Consider the following 18657-nt stretch of genomic DNA (forward strand, 5'->3'; position numbering starts at 1 on the left):
GGATTTGAAGGCAGGGTTTAATTCGGCCTTGCAAGCCCCAGCAAGGCTGCCCCGATCAGGCCTGGCTCAAGTCGGCATTGCGCGGGAACCACGATAGGATAGTTGAATCGTCGCAAGATCCTGGCCCTGACGGCTAAGTCGATGGCTTCAACCAATCTGGTCGCATTGGACAGGCCGCCGCCGACCGGCAGTATGTTTGCTCCCGTCGTGTTGACGACCAGAGCCAGAGGACTGGAAAGCAGTTCGACAAATGCCGCAATGGTCTGGCTTGCCTTGGGCTCGTTGCTTTCCCAATCCTTGACGATGTCCTCACTGCTCCGGTTTTCGCCACTCAGGTGTGTATGGAGCTTTTCCATGCCGCGCGCGCTACAGATGGCGTCGATACAGCCTTTCTGACCGCAGCCGCATTGAAACCGAGGGATGGTGACGGGCGGTTCGCCGACCTCGGTCGCTGCAATTGGTCCATGACCCCATTCTCCGGCAAAGCCGCCATCGCTATTGATCAGTTTGCCATCGACCACCAGTCCGCCGCCGACGCCTGTGCCAAGAATAACGCCGAACACCACACGGTGGCCGCGCCCCGCGCCCAATCCGGCTTCGGCGATCGCGAAACAATCGGCATCATTGGCAATCAGCACAGGCAGGTCCAGGGCCTCTTCCAGATCGTGTTGCAGTAAACGGCCATGGATGCAGGGTATATTGGCGACGACAGCGCGGCGGCTATCCACATCTATAATGCCACAGATGGAAATTGCCACGCAGCTTGGCACCTCTCCCGCTTCGGCAATGATTGACCTGATAACGCCGACAAATGCATCGAAATCCTGCCCCGGCGTCGGCTGACGTGGAAAGGGACGGATATCCTCAGGCGAATAGGCAATCGCGCCCTTGATGGCGGTTCCGCCAATATCGAAACAGACGATCATGCGCGCCGGGCCTCGGAATTTGTTGCTGTGCTATGAACGCATGTTCCAGCGATCCAGGTGGAAACCAGATCGAGTTGCGGGGTGAGCAACAGGAAGTCGGCGTCCTTGCCCGGCGCAAGCTGGCCTTTCGTCTCACACCCAATCGCCTGGGCTGGATAAAGCGACGCCATGTTCAGCGCTTCCTCAAACGTTGTTGCAAGCTTTTCATGAACAAACCGAATGCAGGACAGCATATCGATATCGGCACCAGCAAGGGTTCCATCGGCTAAAGTCAGTCGCCCTCCCTGCCGGTAGACCGGGCGACCATTCAGCATGAAGCCAGTTTCGTCGGTGCCGATGCTCGACATGGCGTCGGTGACCAGGAAAATCCGTCCAGACCCGCGTTTGGCGCGAAGGGCTATTCCCATCGAGACCGGATCGACATGGAAACCGTCCGCGATAATCCCGCAGGACAGCGTTTCTGAAGAAAGGGCTGCTCCGACAAGGCCGGGTTCGCGATTGCCCATCTGGCTCATAGCATTGAACAAATGAGTGACGAGTGTCGCGCCCGCCTCGACATAGGCGCCAATCTGCGCGCAATTTGCATCCGTGTGGCCAAGGCTGATGTGATAACCGGCTGCTCGCAGGGCTTTGACCTGCTGCGGGGTAACGCTTTCCGGCGCAATGGTGATCAGTGCAGTGCCAAATGTGCCGGCAGCGGCAATAAGCTTTGCCAGATCATCATCATTCATGGGGCGGATCAGGGCGGGATCATGGGTGCCCTTGCGCGCCAGCGAAAGGTGCGGACCTTCCAGGTGAAGCCCAAGATAGCCGGGGATCTGTTCGGCCTCAGCTTGGCGGCCAAGGCTCAAGACCTGATCGCGCAAGGCAGGGCGGTCGGTAATCAATGTCGGCAGCAGTGCCGTGGTGCCAAACCTCGCATGGGCGGCGCAAATCGTCCGGATACCGTCCAGATCCGGCTGGTTGTTTAACAACACCCCGCCGCCGCCATTGACTTGAAGATCGATAAAGCCAGGCACGACCAGAGCAGAGCCTGCATCGACCCTGGCAAGGGCGGCAGGCACGGCATTTTCGGAGACTATATCAGCGATCCGCCCCTGATCGACAATCAGAGCCTGATCGTCATGGAACCGCACGCCGTCGAAGATCCGGCCTCCTGTCACAGCGAAAGAGGAGGGAGCCGTAAGAGACGAGATCATCGGGTTTCCGTTACTTTTTTCAGGGCGGCGGGCTTGTCTGGATCAAGGCCCCGGGCGCGCGACAGTGATTCCACCATACCATAATAGGGTACAATCAATGCCAGCGCATCGGTCAACGGATGGCCGGTTTCGATGAAAGGTAGATGATTTGCCTCCTTTGCCAAGGAGGATGTCAGGAACACAGAAGCGTTCTTGGCGGCAAGTCCGTTGGCCGTGGCGGCGATCGACGCTTCCGCCTTGTCCCGGGCGGCAAAGGCGATGATCGGGAAATTCGCAGACACCAGGGAGACCGGACCATGCAACACTTCAGCCGAAGAATAGGCCTCCGCATGCAGTTCAGAGGTTTCCTTGCATTTCAGTGCCGCCTCGCAGGCAATGGCCAGTGTCGGGCCGCGCCCGAGCATGTAGAGCGAATCGGCGTCTTTCAACACCTCGACCAAGCCACTCCAATCCAGGTTCAGCGCTTTTTCCAGATGGTTGGGAAGAGCATTAACTGCGGCTGCCAAGCGGGCATTGTCGCTCCAGACGCTGATCAATGACAGGCCGGCGACGATGGAATTGACAAAGGATTTGGTGGCCGCGACGGCAATTTCCGGTCCGGCCTGAATGTCGATGGCGATGTCGGATGCTGTCGCCAGCGGTGAAGAAATGGTATTAAGCAGCGAAATTGTCGTTGCCCCACCTGCCACGGCAGACTTGGCGAGCGCCACGAGGTCCGGGCTGGCCCCGGATTGCGAGATGGCAAGTGCTGCCGCCCGGTCCAGTTTCAGCGGCGCCTGATAAATCGAGGCGAGGGACGGGCCGAGTGAGGCGACGACGATGCCGAGTTCCAGTTCGACAGCATATTTCAGGAAATGGGCGGCATGGTCGGAAGAGCCACGCGCAATGGTGACCAGCACCGCCGGATCGCGCTTGCGCAACGCCGCGCCCGCTTGTTCCAAACTCGCACGGCTATCGTTAAGCAGCCTGCTGACCGCCTGTGGAATCTCGTTTATTTCCTGGCGCATGGTTGTCGTCATCGTATTTTCCTTATCCTGCGGCTTCCGATCAGGAGCCGATGGTCAATTCCGCAACCAGGTCATAGGCGTCGCTGCGGTATAGCGCTCGCGACACTTCCATCACCCGGCCTGTATCCAGATAGGCGATCCGCTGCACCGAAAGCGCGGCAGAGCCCGGCGGCATGCCGAGCAGTTTGGCATCTTCATCCGTCAATATGACTGCCGAAATGCGCTGATTGGCGCGCACGGGTCTAATCCCGACACTGCCAAGTGCTGCATAGAGAGAGTTCTCAACGCGGGAGGGGTCCGGCAACAGATCATCCGGCAGATTGGTGCGTTCCAGCGCAATCGGCATGTCGCTGGCGGTGCGCAGCCGCACCAGCCGTGCTACTCGGGCCGTTCCAGAAAGCCCAAGCGCCATGGTTTCTTCCGGCGTCGGCAAAAACAAGCCGCGCTCCAGCCAACGTGATCCGCTGACCATGCCGCGCCGGGCCATATCCTCGGTAAAGGATGTCAACCGTGTCAGCGGTTGCTGCATGCGCTTGACGGGCTTGACGACAAAGGTTCCAGCGCCCCTGCGGCGAACCAGAAGACCTTCAACAACCAAATCGTCTATTGCCTTGCGCACCGTGACGCGGCTGATACCTGCTGCCTCGGCAATGTCGCGCTCCGCTGGCAGGGCGTCGCCATGCTTAAGCTGTCCGGCCTCGACGGCATCTTCGATCAGCGTCTTCAACTTGATATAAAGCGGGCCGCCTCGGCTGGATTGCAGGCTCGCAAAAGCAAGCACATCCGTCTGCATGTCATGCTCCCCATATCCTAGCCAGAATGCCTATGGTTATTTTTTGATTACAGTACCAAGGCAATACCAATTTGGCAATAATGTTTCATTGGTCTTCTCAAGGATCAGCGCGCCACTGCAAATTGCGCTGATAAAACAGATATTTCCCTCAAAAAATAGGGGAAATTATCATTCCGTCTGGACGATTGGCATTTTTTTGGTATTATTCATTAACAAGAATAAATAAATGGAACAATCGTGCATAGCTCGTCGAACCAGTGTTCCCCGGGCTGCGAACGAAAACGATGCTGAAACTGTGAAGGGTTTGGGGCGGTCATTTCGAAATGTGAAAATAAATTTCACGACCTTGCGGAAAATTGCTTTTTCTATTGACGAAACCGCCGAAAATTCGCAGTCTCAAGAAAATAAATTACGTGAACGGGGAAAGTTCCAGCATGAAAGTCGCCATTATCGGGCTTGGTTTCCGGCTTGGTTATCTCGGTCGAGTGCTCAGTGAGATCGATCCGTCTTTCGAAATTGTCGGCTATGTCGATCCTGATCCGGCAGGTCTGCCTGGATTGGTTGAGTTGGGTGTATCGCCCGGCAAGACATATGAGACGCCAGAGCAGTTGATTGCGCAAGGCGGTTTCGACCTGCTGATGATCGGCTCTCCCAATCATTTGCACCTTCAGCATATCCGTCTAGGGCTTCAGGCCGGTTTGACGGTGTTTACTGAAAAGCCGATTGTAATTTCCATCGAGGAAAGCCTCGAACTCGCCTCGCTTCTGCATACCTATGGTCATGACCGGTTGTTGGTCGGCCTCGTTCTTCGCTATTCGCCGCTCTACCGCGATTTGCGCCAGGCGCAGGCGGATGGCCTGCTCGGCAATGTCGTCTCCATTGAAGCGTCGGAGCATATCGAGCCTTATCATGGCGCCTTCTTCATGCGCGATTGGCGCCGTTACGGGCGCTATACCGGCGGATTCATGCTGGAAAAATGCTGCCACGATCTTGATCTTTACAACGGTGTTGTTGGCGCTCGGCCGCGGTTCGTCGCCAGCTTTGGTGGTCGCAAGAGTTTCATTCCGGAAAATGCGCCGGAGCAGGATGGCGTTAACGACATGGAAGTCTATCACCGCAAACCAAGCGGTTGGCTGGGCTCCGACAAGGTCTTTGATAGCGATGCCGACATTATCGATTACCAGACCGCGATCATCGAATATGAGAATGGCGTGGCGATGACGTTTCACACCAATCTCAATGTGCCCGATCAGTTTCGCCGTTTCTGCGTGATCGGCTCGAAGGGCATGGCTGAGGGTGATTTCGTGCGCGGCTTCCTCGATGTCCATAATGCCCGTAACAACGACAAGGTCATTGCCAAGACCTATAGCGCGCCTTCCGAGAAGTCGCAGCATTACGGCGCCGACGAACAAATGGCAGCCGATGTGCTGGCCTTTATCGAGACCGGAGCGAAGCAACCGGTTTCCGCTCTCGATGCCATTGAGGCCGGTATTCTGGCCCTGGCGCTGGATCAGGCCCGGGCCGAGCGCAAGGTGGTGGATCTCGCGCCTGTCTGGGCGCGTTACGATGCCTGCCTGCATGGCGAGGCGTCCGCCGCCCCTGCAAAGTCGGCATAGGGGATGGTCATGGAGGCGAAACGCAGAGCTGTTTTCTTCGCCTGGTGCCTGTTGTTGCCAGCAACCATCTATATCGCCATCATCGTTGCTTATCCGCTGGTCGATACTTTCATCCTGTCTTTCACCGATGCGTCATTGAAACGGGTGACGAACTGGGTTGGCTGGGATAATTACAACAAGATCTTCAACGCCACCTTCGCAGACGTCATCATCCGCACCTTCGTGTGGACGTTCTTTTCCGTGCTGTTCAAGATGATTATCGGCACGTTCGGCGCGACGCTTCTAAACACTGCCGTGCCAGGGCGAACCTTGTTTCGCATCCTGACCATGCCGCCCTGGATCGTGCCGATGGCTATCGGCATTTTCATGTGGGGCTGGATGTATAACGGCCAGTTCGGGATGATTTCCGGCATGTTGCAACGTGTTGGCCTGGTCGATGGCCCGGTTGCCTTCCTCGCTTATGGATCGACGGCGTTCTGGGCGACAATTTTCACCGATGTGTGGATCGGCGTGCCAATGGTGACGCTTTATCTGTTGGCGGCGATGCAGGCGATCCCGCAGGATCTGCATGAAGCAGCCTGGACGGATGGGGCCGGGCGGTTCTACCGGTTCCGCCGCATCACCCTGCCGCTGCTGATGCCAGCGATGATTACCATGTCGATGATTTCGCTGATCTCCACCTTCAACTCCTTCGATATCATCTGGATTCTGACCCGTGGCGGCCCAAGCGGTGGCACGACGACGATGATTATCGATACCTATAAGACGGCGATTGGGTCTTACAAATACGGTGAAGGGGCGGCGCGCGCCGTGCTGATCTGCATCTTCCTGTCGATCTTCAGCTATTTCTACTTCCGCGTCACCAGCCGCCTTTCGCAGGAGCATTCCCGATGAGCATCAACAGGCAGGCGATGATCAATCGCTACAAATGGTATGAAATCATCGGCATCTATTGCGGTATTGCGGTGTTTCTGACCTTCGTGCTGGCGCCTTTCGTGGAAGGGTTCCTGGTGTCGTTGAAGCCGCTCAGTCAGTTGTTTTCGTCGCCTTATCGATTCTGGCCGGAAAATGGCTCATTCGAAGCCTACCGAACCATGTGGGACCATGTTCCGGGCTTTGGCCGCTATATCTTCAACTCCTTTTTCATCTCGATCACTGCAACCGTGGTTGTTCTGCTGCTCGTCGTTCCCGCAGCCTACGCCTTTGCCCGTTTCGAATTCCGGGGCAGGGGCGTGTTGCTGGGAACCTTCCTTGCCGTCAACATGTTTTCAGGCGCGGTCCTGCTCATTCCGATCTTTCGGCTGATGCGCATTTCGGGGATGCTGAACACCTATTTCGCGCTGATCGTGCCGCTGATCGCCTTCCTGATCCCGACGGCTATCTGGCTGTTGAGAACTTATATGATGCGGATTCCACGGGAGCTTGAGGAAGCGGCTTATGTGGATGGGGCCAGCTATTTCTATACGTTCCGGCGCGTGGTTCTGCCGCTTGCCATGCCGGGGATTGCGGTTGTCGGCATCACCACCTTCATTACCGCCTATGCCCAGCATTTCATCTTCGCGCTGACCTTCAACTCGAAGACGGAATATATGCCGTTGCCGATTGGCCTGTTTGCCTATTTCGGGCGTCAGGAAGTGATCTGGAATGAGCTGATGGCCGCAAGCTTCGTCGGTATTGCGCCGGCGATGATCATGATCTTCTTCCTGCAACGCTATCTGGTCAGCGGCCTGACGGCGGGTGCAGTCAAGTAGGCAACCGGTTTCAAGACGACCAAGAAACGTTTAACGTCAACAAAGGGGAACCATCGATGAAACATACTTTGACCATCATGGCGGGCGCTCTGGCGCTGCTGGCAAGCTCGGCTCTGTCGAGTTTTGCTGCGGATAAGGAAATCAGCTGGATCTATTGCGGCGACAAGATCGATCCGGTGCATGAGAAATATATCAAGGTCTGGGAAGGCAAAAACCCCGGCTGGAAGATTGCGCCGGAAGTGGTCGGCTGGGAACAGTGCCAGGATAAGGCCACTACCTTGGCTGCCGCCGGAACGCCGGTTGCCATGGCTTATGTCGGTTCGCGCACATTGAAGGAGTTCGCCGAGAACGACCTGATCGTCAAGGTGCCGATGACGGACGCCGAAAAGAAGAGCTATTATCCGAATATCGTCGATACCGTGACCTTCGACGATACCCAGTGGGGCGTGCCGATTGCCTTCTCCACCAAGGCGTTGTTCTGGAATAAGGACCTGTTCAAGAAAGCCGGTCTTGACCCGGAAACCCCGCCGAAGACCTGGGCCGAAGAAATTGCCTTTGCCAAGCAGATCAAGGAAAAGACCGGTATTGCCGGTTATGGCATGCCAGCCAAGACGTTCGACAACACCATGCACCAGTTCATGCATTGGGTTTATACCAATAACGGTCAGGTGATGGACAAGGACGGCAAGATCGTCATGGACAGCCCGGAAGTGCTGGCAGCGCTTCAGGCCTACAAGGACATCGCCCCCTATTCGGTTGAAGGGGCAACCGCCTACGAGCAGAACGAAATCCGCGCTATCTTCCTCGACGGCAAGGCCGGCATGATCCAGAACAGCACGGGTGCCGCTTATCGCCTGCTGAAGACCGATATCCACTGGGGCGTGACGACTTTGCCGCTCGGTCCTTCGGCCAAGGGTCCCGGCACGCTGCTGATCACCGATAGCCTGGCAATCTTCAAGGGCTCCGGTGTCGAGGACAAGGCAACCGAATTTGCCAAATACATTACCTCGCCAGAACCGCAGGAAGAATACGAGCTGACGACCGATTCCGGCCTGACGCCGCTTCGTCCTTCCGCCAAGGTCGATCAACTGATCAAGGACAAGCCCTATTGGAAGCCGTTCATCGATGGCATCGCCTTCGGTGGTCCGGAGCCTTTGTTTAAGGATTACAAGGGTTTCCAAAACGTCATGATCGAAATGGTTCAGTCTGTCGTCACGGGTAAGGCCGAACCTGCGGATGCCTTGAAAAAGGCGTCGGCTGCTATCGACCAGTACAAGTAATCATCGGGGCTCCGGCTGCGGATCATACGGGTTCGCAGCCGGTTTTTGTTTGGAATTTTGCCGGTCGCCGTTTGGTCGCCGGTTGGTATGGAGACGCAGCGCGGTGGGCCAGCTTTATCTCAACAAAGTCGTCAAATCCTTTGGCCATTTCGATGTCATCAAGGGCGTCTCGCTCGACATCAAGGACGGCGAATTCATGGTCTTCGTCGGCCCATCCGGCTGTGGCAAGTCCACGCTGCTTCGGATGATCGCCGGACTGGACGATACCACCAGCGGCGATATCGTTATCGATGGGGCACGGGTCAATGCGCTGCCGCCGGTTGAGCGCGGCATTGCCATGGTGTTCCAGTCCTATGCGCTCTATCCGCATATGACGGTGTTTGAAAATATTGCTTTTCCGCTGCGGGTCGAGAAAATGCCCGAGGCGCAGATCCATGAAAAGATCGATGCGGTGGCCAAGGTTTTGCAGCTCGATCAGCGCTTGCAGCAGAAGCCGGGCCAGCTTTCCGGTGGGCAGCGCCAGCGTGTGGCCATTGGCCGGGCCATTGTCCGCGAGCCGAAGATTTTCCTGTTCGATGAGCCGCTTTCCAACCTCGACGCAGCCTTGCGTGCCGACATGCGCATCGAGCTGACGCGGCTGCATCGGCAGCTGAAAGCAACGATGATCTACGTCACCCACGACCAGATCGAAGCGATGACCATGGCCGACCGGATCGTCGTGCTGCATGGCGGCAATATTGCCCAGGTGGGGGCGCCGCTGGAGCTGTACCACAAGCCGCAAAACCTGTTCGTCGCCGGGTTTATCGGCAATCCGAAGATGAATTTCGTGCCGGTTTCCTGCAAGGGTGTCGGGCCGGATGGCGTTACCGTTGCCTATGAAGGCCGGATGCTGACCATTCCTGTCACCGGGCGTCCCGATATGCTGGGGCAGGACCTGACGCTTGGCATTCGTCCAGAACATCTGGCGCTCGGCAAAGGCGATTTTTCCATTACCGTGATCCCCAGTGTCGTCGAGCGGCTCGGTGCCAGCACAATCGCCTATGCGTCCTTGGCGAGTGGTGAACCCTATTGCGCGGTCTTCCCAGGATCTGCGCCCGTTCAGCCAGACCAGCCCATGACAACGGCGATCAAGGCCAGCGATTGCCATCTGTTCGATGCCGATGGTGAGGCGCTGGAACGCCATATCAATTGGCAGGCGGAAACGCTGCCGGATGCGCTGAAGGCGGTTCAGGAATAAGGGCAGGCGAATAGGCGGAAGCGCGGCTACCAGACCAGGCCGCGTGCCGCCACATCTTCCACCCGCGTCACCACACCATCCCGGTGAAATGTCATGATGTCGTAAAGGTTTGACACCACGCAGGTGTGGTTGGGAATGATCCACACTTTCTCGCCGATCTCTGGCCGTCTGCCGGTAATTTTCGACAGATCGACGGTGCCGTGTTCTTCGGACAGGCCGGTAATGACGGCATCCGGGTAGTCGACAATCAAGCCATAATCGCTAAAGCCGAGCAGATCGGATGTCAGCGCTTTGGAGCCGGCATCCAGAATGGCGCGGTCCGGTGTCGGACGTGACACGACGGTGGCTAGGATATGCATGGCGCAATCGTCAAGCGTGCCGTGCCCTGCCTTCGCCATGCTCCGGTCGCTATAGATATAGGTTCCAGCCCGATGTTCGGTTGCCGATGGCACGAGATGGGCGGAAAACAGGCTTGGCGTCCCACCATTTGAGACAATAGGACAGGCAATGCCGAGAGTGGCAAGGCTGGCGAGGATTTGGGCAAAAAAGCTTTCAACCACCAGCTCGGTGTGAGCTTTGGGATATGTCATCACTCCACCGAACCGCAGTGTGTTGCTGGCGAAAATCGCTTGTGCCAGGCCAACCGCGTCTGATGGTGTCTGCACCCCGCAGCGTCCCGCACCGGTGTCGCATTCCACCAGCACGGTCAAAGGTTTGCGATCTGCAAAATAGTTTGAAAGGCCTTCCACGGTCACGATGCTGTCGGCCACCACCTTCAGGCCGGAAATCCGTTCATTCAGGGCAGCAAGTCTCACGAGCTTTTCAGGCCCAAGAATATTGAAGGTAATCAATATGTCCTCGAACCCGGCATCGGCAAACACCTCGGCCTCGGTGATTTTCTGGCAATTGATGCCGGTAGCGCCTGCCTCTTGCTGTTGGCGCGCCAGGGCCGGAATCTTGTGGGTCTTGATATGCGGGCGAAAGGCAAGGCCGTGGGCATCCATATAGGACTGAACCCGGGCGATATTGGCGGTAAGCCGATTCTCGTCAATCAGCGGCAGCGGGGTCGACAGCGAGAGAACCGTATCGCCGGGTCTTGGACCTGGTCTGTCAATTGGGCGGTTCATCTCAGGCAGTCTCCGTGTCCTGGGCAAGGTTGAAAGGGTCGGCAATGATCGGCCAGATATCGCGACGAACGCGCCGATAAGGGTTGGTGGCCGGATTATTGGGATAAGGTGATCCCGCTGAACAGTAAAGGATCTCCGAGGCGATCTTCGAAAATGCCGCATAGAAATGATTGGTGGATTTGATCGCAAGGATATGTTTGGAGGTTGGATCGATACCGAGTGCTGTGAACAGCGAAGGGTCGTAGCTTTGCACGCGAACGGAACTCAGCACGATGTCGATACCGTTCAGGTGGATATGAGCGGCGTCGCCAAACGGGGCGACACTTTCGCCAAACCGCATTTCTGCGTTGGGTACGAGTTTTACCACCCTCACCAATCCATCGATCGGGTTGCCGGTTCCCGGCGCGGATTTCGCACCAAAGCGCAGCGGGATCTCCGCTCCTTCGCCAGCGGCCATGCAAATCTGCACGGCAATTGGGTCCCAGATCATGCCGACCGCTGTATTGGTTGCGCCCCGCGCCAGAAGTTCCTCAAGCAGGACCGTCGCATCACCCGCCGTGCCGCCGCCGGGATTGTCCCACATGTCGGCAATCACGACAGGCCCGGATGGATTTGCGAGCGCCTCTGCCACGGCCTGTTTTTCGTCGATCTGCGGCATCATGAACGTGCCGCGTTTTTCAAACAGTTCAAGGCCAAGGCTGCGGGCCAGCATCTGGCCTTTTTCGGCCTTGCCATTGGTGATGGCAATGGTTTTCGTCCCCATTTCCGGCACGTCGCCTGCCATGAACCCGTGAATGACCGAGAGCGACAGGACATCGGCATCGTCCTGTTCGATCTGCATCAGTTTGTCTACAAAACCGCGCATCGGCTGGCGCGACGTCGGGAAGACATCGATCATCCGGCAATCGAACACCGACATGACGGGGGTAATGCTGCCTTCCAGCGTATCAACGACGATCCGCCAGAGATCGTGAGCGCGGTCAACGAAATCGGTATGGGGAAATTCCTTGAAGACAACGAACACATCCGCCGCCTCAACCCGCTTGCCCGTCAGGTGGCTATGCGGGTCCAGTTCTGCGGCAAGCAGCACATCCGGCCCGATAATGGCGCGGATGCGGCTCAGGAAATCGCCTTCCGGGTCGAGATAGCCATCCGCCACCATGGCGCCGTGCAGGCCGAGCACGACGGCATCGACGGGAAGTGCTGCCGTCAACTGATCGAGGATTTCGTCGCGCAGGCTCTCATAGGTCTGCCGATTGACGAGCCCGGCCGGATCGGCCCAGGTCGCGGTGCCTTCAATCAGCACCCAGCCTTTCTGGCCGCATACCTCCCGGCCAACGGTGATTGGCGCTGTGCACAGCGTTGGGGTTGCCGGGTGCTGCCCGGGTGGCGCGTAAAGGGAAGCCTCGAAAGCACGCCGGTCGATGCAGATCGGCGAGAACGTGTTGGTTTCCGTTGCAAGGGCGGCTGTAAAAATGCGCACGGAGTGGCCTCCAATCACGGTTGATGGTCAGATGGTTGGCGATCAGGCGACGCTAATGGGGGTTGAGCCCATCGGGTTGGGCAAATAGCCGGTAAAGCCTGAAATTTTCCAGCGGCCTTCGTGCAAGCGACAATAATAGAGCGTTTGCCATTGCATGGTGTCGAAACCGCCATCGGCTTTTTTGATGCCGCCATCGAATTTTTTGCGCACTAAAGCCGTCTCGCCTTCGATTTCGATCTCTTCCAGCGTGGTGGTAAAGAAAATCGCCGTGCGCGGGTCTTCACCATGGCTCTGACCGGCAAAATCCTGGGCCTGGCGCAGCCATTCGTCGCGATAGGCCGCGAGATTGGGGAAGGTCAGGCGCCAATGGTCCGGATTGGTATCGCGATTGCCGTTGATGCCGATGAAGCCGTCCTCGACGAAATCGCCTTCCACCATCGACCAGTCTGCAGCCAGAAAAGCATCGATGTCGCGGGGCACCAGCATCTCCCAGATGGCATGGCGCGCAGTATCGGTTTCCGGGAAGGGGTTTTTGAAGGGATCGCGCATCTCAGCCACCTTTGTCTAAATTATTTTCATGTTCTATGAAAATCCCTAGTCAAATTCGGTTTTCTATGGTGAATTGTCAATTGATTAAGAAAATAATTTGCATGAGGGCGAGATGACGATCAAGCGATATGGTGCAGAAAAAGCAGGTGCCGGCGGGCAGAAACTGCCGTTTGCCCGGGCGGTTGAAGCGGATGGCTGGCTGCATGTCTCCGGCCAGGTGGCGATGGAAGACGGCGAGATCATTCAGGGTGGGATTGTCGAGCAGAGCCATAAGGCAATCGGCAACCTGATCGCCATTTTGCATGAGGCTGGCTATGGCGTGGAGCATGTCGTGCGCTGCGGCGTCTGGATTGATGATCCGCGGGATTTTTGGAGCTTCAACAAGATCTATCAAGGCTATTTCGGCGAACATCCGCCAGCCCGCGCCTGTGTGCAGGCCTCGATGATGGTTGATTGCAAGGTCGAGATCGACTGCATAGCCTATAAGGCGACCAAATAGGGTTGGTTTGTGAGGGCTTATGGATATCTTTGCCACCATACAGGAAGATCGCGCGCAATTTTCGCCTTCCGAACAGCGGATTGCCGACATCCTCCTGAGTGAGCTGGATTTTGCCGTTGGCGCGTCGATCATCGAGCTGGCGGAAAAGGCGCAAGTGTCGCCGCCGACCGTGACCCGCTTTTGCCGCAGGCTTGGATGCCAGAGTTTTTCGGATTTCAAGGTCAATCTGGCGAAGACTGCCTATGTTGGCGTGCGTTACCTGAACCCGGAAGCGAAAAGCACCGAGCCGCAGGATGTTGCCGAGGACGTCATCACCAAGGCGCAGAATGCCCTGTTCATGATGCATCGCTCGCTGGATGCCGCCATGATCGAAAAGGTTGCGGACCGGATTTCCCGGGCCGAAATGATCTATGCATTCGGGTCGGGCGGCAATTCCTCGATGATTGCTTCGGAATTGCAGAACCGGCTTTTTCGGCTGGGGTCACGGGTTACGGCTTGCAACGATCACCATATGCAATTGATGCTGACGGCAGCGGCGCGCAGCAATGATATCATTGTCGGATCATCCTTCTCGGGGCGCAATCTGGAGCTGGCGCGCTGTTTCGAGCTGGCGCGTGACAACGGCATTACCACGATTGCCCTGACCCAGAGTGACAGCGCTGTCGCCAAGGCTGCCGAGCTGGTCGTTGGTATCGACCTACCGGAGGGCGATAATATCTTTCGCCCGACTTCGACCCGCTTTGCCTATCTGGCCATGGTCGATGTCATCGCTAGCCTGGTTGCCTATCGTAATCGCAAGCTTTCCATGGTGACGCTACGCCATATCAAACAACAATTGGTCGAACATCGCGATGGCGACGACCGTCAGATTCTCGGAGACTAGGATGGCGAAATCCGTGGCTGTGGTAACAGGTGCCGCCGGTGATATCGGGCGGGCAATTGCCAGCCGTCTTGCCGCAAGCCACGATGTGGTGGTGCTGGCCGATATTGATGGGACTGCGGTGAATACGGCTGCGGTCAGCCTCGGGTCCGGGGAGATATTCGTGCCTGTGGTCTGTGACGTCACCGACGAGGCCAGCATCGACGCTCTGACATTTGCGGTGCAGGGGTTTGGGGTGACCAGGACTCTCGTCAACAATGCTGGGGCGGCAAGGGCCGTCAGTCTGCACGACACCGATGCGACCATCTGGCGCCAGGACAACGCGCTCAATCTCGAAGCTGCATTCCTGACCTTCAGGGCGTTGGAAAATCAGTTGAAGCAATCACAAGGCTCGGTCATCAATATTGCCTCGGTGAATGGCATGGCCGTGTTCGGCCATCCCGCCTATAGCGCGGCGAAGGCTGGGCTGATCCATCTGACCCGATTGATCGCGGTGGAATATGGCAAGTTCGGCATTCGCGCCAATGCCGTTGCGCCCGGCACGGTGCGCACCCAGGCCTGGGAGGCGCGCGCCGCTGCCAATCCTGCCGTGTTCGAAGAGGCCAAGCGTTGGTATGCGCTGCAACGGATCGCCACCGCGCAGGATGTTGCTAATGCGGTATTTTTTCTGGCTGGCGATCAGGCTGCGGCCATTACCGGCGTCTGCCTTCCCGTCGATTGCGGGTTGACGGCAGGCCAAAGCGAACTCGCCCGGACATTTTCGCAATCCGAGCATTATTGATCCTCCATCCATTCAGAGTTTAAGGGGAACCGTCATGGCTGAAGTCGCTTTTCGTCTGGACAATTCTTGGTATCCTATCGAGGGCGATGACGGCGGTGGTTTCGTCTTCACCGTCTACAATTTATCGTCCGAGCCCATCAGCGGTTTCAAGCTTGCCTATACTGCCTTGACGCGGGTGAAAGACGGTCCGGTCTGCGACAACGCGCTTTTCCTGCGGCGCAACGCCAATTTTCACCAGTTTACACCACCGGAAGGACTGGTCCTCGTGCCAGGAGCCTGCTGGCGGTTTACGGTTCAGGGTCTTTGGCGGCCCGCACGGCACCGCACGGATGGTGCAAAATCGGCTTATCTGACGCTTGCCGATGGACGTCATGTCGCCGTCTCCGTCGACGATCTGATGCTGCAAGGCCGGGTGAGCGAACCTGCCCCCGTTCTGTTGCCGAAGGGTGAAGTCAGCAAGCCTTTTTCACTGCTGCCTTGGCCCGTCGAGGCGAACCTTGCTGCGGGCGATGGTTTTCCGGTGGCGATCTATCCCGCAAAGGACACGGATCTTCCCGGCTTGCAGGCGGTCGAGCGGGTCAATGCGCTTTACCGGCGGCTGTTTGCAGTTGGCCATGTGCCGTTTTCGCTGGCGCCGGTTGATCAGGGCAAGGCCTTGCGGCTAGACCATGATCCCGCACTCGGCGCATCCGCCTATCGGCTCGACTTTGCGCAGCAGATTACGCTGTCCTTTGGCGATGAAGCGGGACGGCAATATGGACTGACGGCATTGGCGCAAATGCTGCATGGAGCAAGACGGGACCCCGCGCAGTTTCAGTTTCCGGTCTCCGGCCAGATCAAGGATGCGCCGCGTTATGGCTGGCGCGGCTGCCATCTGGATGTGTCCCGGCAATTTTATCCGACGCAGGACGTGCTGCGGCTGATCGACATCATGGCCTGGATGAAGCTGAACATTTTCCACTGGCACCTGACCGATGATGAAGCCTGGCGGTTGGAAATCAAGGCCTACCCGCAACTGACGACTATCGGCGTGCTGCGTGGCCCGGCTGAGCCGATGTTGCCGCAGCTTGGCAATGGCGCGGAGCCGGTCGGTGGTTTTTACACCCAGGAGGATGTTGCACACATCGTCGCCCATGCCGCTTTGTTGCATGTCGAAGTCGTGCCTGAGATCGATATTCCAGGTCATAGCACCGCGATCCTGGCGGCCTTGCCTGAGCTGGTCGATGGCCAGGAAGCACCTGACAGCTATCGTTCCGTCCAGGGCTATCCGAATAACGCCCTCAACCCAGCCATTGAGCAGACCTATGCGTTTCTCGGCAAGGTCTTGGATGAAATGGCGAGGCTGTTTCCCTCCGATCTCGTGCATGTCGGCGGTGATGAGGTTGCGGCGAATACCTGGATGGCCTCGCCGCTAGCGAAAAAGCTGATGGAGCAGGAGGGCATTGACGGCACATTTGGGCTGCAAAGCCATTTCATGAAGCGCATTCAGCAGATGCTGAAAGAACGCGGCAAGAAACTGGCCGGTTGGGACGAAGTATCCCACGGCGGCGGTGTCGATCCGCAGGGAACACTGCTGATGGCCTGGCAGAAGCCGGAGGTTGGGTTGGATCTGGCGCGGCAGGGCTATGATGTGGTGATGACGCCGGGTCAGGCCTATTATCTCGATATGGTGCAGGACGAGGCGTGGCAGGAGCCGGGCGCCAGCTGGGCCGGCACCGTGCCGCCGCACCATACCTACACCTATGAGGCCGTCGCAGAGTTTCCTGAGGAATTAAAGCCGAGGATGCGGGGTGTGCAGGCCTGTATCTGGTCGGAGCATTTCCTGAACCGCGATTACTTTAACCACCTCGTCTTCCCCCGCCTGCCAGCTGTTGCCGAGGCCGCCTGGACCCCCAGGGATCAGAAGGACTGGCTGCGGTTTGCAGCGCTCGCGCCGCTGATGCCACATTTTTAAGGAAATCGGACATGGAACTTCGAATTGCCGTTGGTGGCATTCATACAGAATGCAGCACGTCATCGCCGGTGCTGATGCAGATCGAGGATTTTCGCGTGCTGCGCGGTGATGATCTTCTTGCCGCCGATTATTTCAGCTTTCTTGGCACGGATGGGCTGAAACCTTTGCCCTTGCTGCATGCCCGCGCTGTTCCAGGAGGCCCGGTTTTGCGCCAGACCTATGAGAGTTTCAAGGCCGAATTCCTGGAAAGGTTGCAGGCCGCTCTGCCGGTGGACGGGCTCTATCTCGCCATGCATGGCGCCATGAATGTCGAAGGCATTGATGATGCCGAGGGTGATTGGATCGCTTCTGCCCGCGCCGTGGTTGGATTGGATTGCCCGGTTGCTGCAAGCTATGATCTGCATGGCAATGTCACCCAGAAAATCATCGATCAACTGGATATTTTCGCCGGTTACCGGACCGCGCCGCATATCGATGTGCGCGAAACCATGGTCCGGGCCTGGGACATGTTGGTAAAAGCACTGCGGACCGGCGAAAAGCCTGGGATCGCCTGGGCGCCTGTGCCGGTTCTTCTTCCCGGAGAACGAACGTCTACCGAAGACGAGCCGGCCAAAAGCCTTTACTTGCAATTGCCCCAGCATGATCAGCGACCGGGCATATGGGATGCCAATCTGATGGTTGGTTATGTCTGGGCCGACGAGCCACGCGCCACGGCCTGTGCCGTGGTCACAGGCGTGGATCGAAGCGAGGCACAAAAGGTGGCTGAAGAGATTGCCCGGTCTTACTGGGAAGCGCGCCATGCCTTCCGGTTCGGCCCGGTGACGGGTTCTTTGAATGACATGCTGAATATCGTCGAAAAGACCCAGACCCGGCCGATTATTCTGGCTGATTCCGGCGACAACCCGACCGGCGGTGGCGTTGGCGACCGCGCCGATGTGTTAGCGGCATTGATTGCTCGTAATTTCGACGGGGCTGTGATTGGCGGGATTACCGACAAGCCCGCAGTCGATGCCTGTTTTTCCGCGGGCGTCGGGGCGAAATTGGCACTGAAGGTCGGTGGCTCACTCGATCCGGCAAGCCCGTCGGTTGAGGTGAATTGCGAGGTGCTTCGGCTGGATGATCCGGGTGTGGCAACGGAGCGTCAGGCCATCGTCAAAATCGGTGGTATTACCCTTATTCTCGCCAGCAAGCGCAGGCCCTACCACAATCTGGCCGATTTCACCCGGCATGGCATTGATCCGAAAGCGGTGCGGTTGCTGGTGGTAAAGTCGGGCTATCTTTCTCCCGAGCTTCAGCCAATTTCCAATCCGAACCTGATGGCGCTGACCGATGGGGTCATCAACCAGGATATCGAAGCCTTGCCGAGCAAGCGCCGCAAACAACCGACCTATCCCTTCGTCAAGGATTTCGACTATCAGCCGCAAGCAACGACTTCAGCGCGTTGGACGGATAGCGACAATCGTGAAGGCGCAGACTGAGCCCGTCAGAATTCCAGGCAAACTTTAAACGAGAGATCAGCGATCTCATTCCTCAAAGCTGTCTCCGGTAAAGCCAGCGGCAGCTTGTTTTCACAAA

Annotated in this window: 17 protein-coding genes; 10 read left to right on the forward strand and 7 right to left on the reverse strand. The window is 57.4% G+C overall.

Features of this window, described 5'->3' with window-relative positions; all coding sequences use genetic code 11:
* Positions 1–17 precede the first annotated feature (17 nt).
* Genes V6582_RS22565 through V6582_RS22580 form a run of 4 tightly spaced genes read right to left on the reverse strand, consistent with a single transcriptional unit; the run spans position 18 to position 3925 of the window.
* Positions 18–926, reverse strand: a complete 909-nt coding sequence (locus tag V6582_RS22565; RefSeq protein WP_156632238.1) for an ROK family protein — start codon at positions 924–926, stop codon at positions 18–20.
* Positions 923–2125, reverse strand: a complete 1203-nt coding sequence (gene nagA, locus V6582_RS22570; RefSeq protein ID WP_156632239.1) for an N-acetylglucosamine-6-phosphate deacetylase — start codon at positions 2123–2125, stop codon at positions 923–925. Before nagA ends, V6582_RS22565 begins: the two co-directional genes overlap by 4 nt.
* Positions 2122–3144 carry an SIS domain-containing protein gene (locus tag V6582_RS22575; protein WP_156632240.1) on the reverse strand — a complete coding sequence of 341 codons (1023 nt, stop codon included), beginning with the start codon at positions 3142–3144 and terminating at the stop codon, positions 2122–2124. Before V6582_RS22575 ends, nagA begins: the two co-directional genes overlap by 4 nt.
* Positions 3145–3172: 28 nt before the next feature.
* Positions 3173–3925 carry a GntR family transcriptional regulator gene (locus V6582_RS22580; RefSeq protein ID WP_156632241.1) on the reverse strand — a complete coding sequence of 251 codons (753 nt, stop codon included), beginning with the start codon at positions 3923–3925 and terminating at the stop codon, positions 3173–3175.
* Between the two features lie 434 nt (positions 3926–4359).
* Here V6582_RS22580 and V6582_RS22585 point away from each other — a divergent pair, with 434 nt between their 5' ends.
* The 5 genes from V6582_RS22585 to V6582_RS22605 all read left to right on the forward strand — a co-directional run bounded on the left by V6582_RS22585 (position 4360) and on the right by V6582_RS22605 (position 9809).
* Entirely contained in the window at positions 4360–5541 is a 1182-nt protein-coding gene (locus tag V6582_RS22585) for a Gfo/Idh/MocA family protein (protein WP_156632242.1), read from the forward strand.
* 9 nt (positions 5542–5550) lie between these two features.
* A complete protein-coding gene (locus tag V6582_RS22590) occupies positions 5551–6435 on the forward strand; it encodes a carbohydrate ABC transporter permease (protein ID WP_012654454.1) in 885 nt (294 codons plus the stop codon).
* Positions 6436–6437: 2 nt separating this feature from the next.
* Positions 6438–7292: a carbohydrate ABC transporter permease gene (locus tag V6582_RS22595; protein WP_337739282.1), complete on the forward strand. Its 855-nt coding sequence runs from the start codon at positions 6438–6440 to the stop codon at positions 7290–7292.
* A gap of 77 nt (positions 7293–7369) precedes the next feature.
* A complete protein-coding gene (locus V6582_RS22600) occupies positions 7370–8572 on the forward strand; it encodes an ABC transporter substrate-binding protein (RefSeq protein WP_420360192.1) in 1203 nt (400 codons plus the stop codon).
* A 103-nt stretch (positions 8573–8675) separates the two neighbouring features.
* Positions 8676–9809 carry an ABC transporter ATP-binding protein gene (locus V6582_RS22605; RefSeq protein WP_337739277.1) on the forward strand — a complete coding sequence of 378 codons (1134 nt, stop codon included), beginning with the start codon at positions 8676–8678 and terminating at the stop codon, positions 9807–9809.
* Positions 9810–9835: 26 nt separating this feature from the next.
* Here V6582_RS22605 and V6582_RS22610 read toward each other — a convergent pair whose 3' ends face one another.
* The 3 genes from V6582_RS22610 to V6582_RS22620 are packed head-to-tail and all read right to left on the reverse strand — an operon-like array spanning position 9836 to position 12968.
* Positions 9836–10936 (reverse strand): D-TA family PLP-dependent enzyme, encoded by a 1101-nt coding sequence (locus V6582_RS22610; RefSeq protein ID WP_156632246.1) that lies wholly within the window; start codon positions 10934–10936, stop codon positions 9836–9838.
* Between the two features lies 1 nt (position 10937).
* Positions 10938–12419, reverse strand: a complete 1482-nt coding sequence (locus tag V6582_RS22615; protein WP_337739278.1) for a M81 family metallopeptidase — start codon at positions 12417–12419, stop codon at positions 10938–10940.
* A gap of 42 nt (positions 12420–12461) precedes the next feature.
* A complete protein-coding gene (locus V6582_RS22620) occupies positions 12462–12968 on the reverse strand; it encodes a hypothetical protein (RefSeq protein ID WP_156632247.1) in 507 nt (168 codons plus the stop codon).
* Positions 12969–13080: 112 nt separating this feature from the next.
* Between V6582_RS22620 and V6582_RS22625 the strand changes: the two genes are divergently transcribed.
* From V6582_RS22625 to V6582_RS22645, 5 genes are read left to right on the forward strand one after another with little or no spacing between them, the layout of a single operon-like run.
* Positions 13081–13467 (forward strand): RidA family protein, encoded by a 387-nt coding sequence (locus V6582_RS22625; protein ID WP_012654461.1) that lies wholly within the window; start codon positions 13081–13083, stop codon positions 13465–13467.
* A gap of 19 nt (positions 13468–13486) precedes the next feature.
* On the forward strand, positions 13487–14350 hold the full coding sequence (locus tag V6582_RS22630) for a MurR/RpiR family transcriptional regulator (RefSeq protein WP_156632248.1): 864 nt from the start codon (positions 13487–13489) through the stop codon (positions 14348–14350).
* 1 nt (position 14351) lies between these two features.
* Positions 14352–15128 carry an SDR family oxidoreductase gene (locus V6582_RS22635; RefSeq protein WP_156632249.1) on the forward strand — a complete coding sequence of 259 codons (777 nt, stop codon included), beginning with the start codon at positions 14352–14354 and terminating at the stop codon, positions 15126–15128.
* Between the two features lie 34 nt (positions 15129–15162).
* Positions 15163–17082 (forward strand): beta-N-acetylhexosaminidase, encoded by a 1920-nt coding sequence (locus V6582_RS22640; protein ID WP_156632250.1) that lies wholly within the window; start codon positions 15163–15165, stop codon positions 17080–17082.
* 11 nt (positions 17083–17093) lie between these two features.
* The gene (locus V6582_RS22645; RefSeq protein WP_156632251.1) at positions 17094–18560 is read left to right on the forward strand and encodes a M81 family metallopeptidase; all 1467 of its coding nucleotides are present in this window, start codon (positions 17094–17096) and stop codon (positions 18558–18560) included.
* Positions 18561–18657: the final 97 nt, after the last annotated feature.

The sequence above is a fragment of the Agrobacterium vitis genome, assembly GCF_037039395.1.
Lineage (GTDB): Bacteria > Pseudomonadota > Alphaproteobacteria > Rhizobiales > Rhizobiaceae > Allorhizobium > Allorhizobium vitis_E.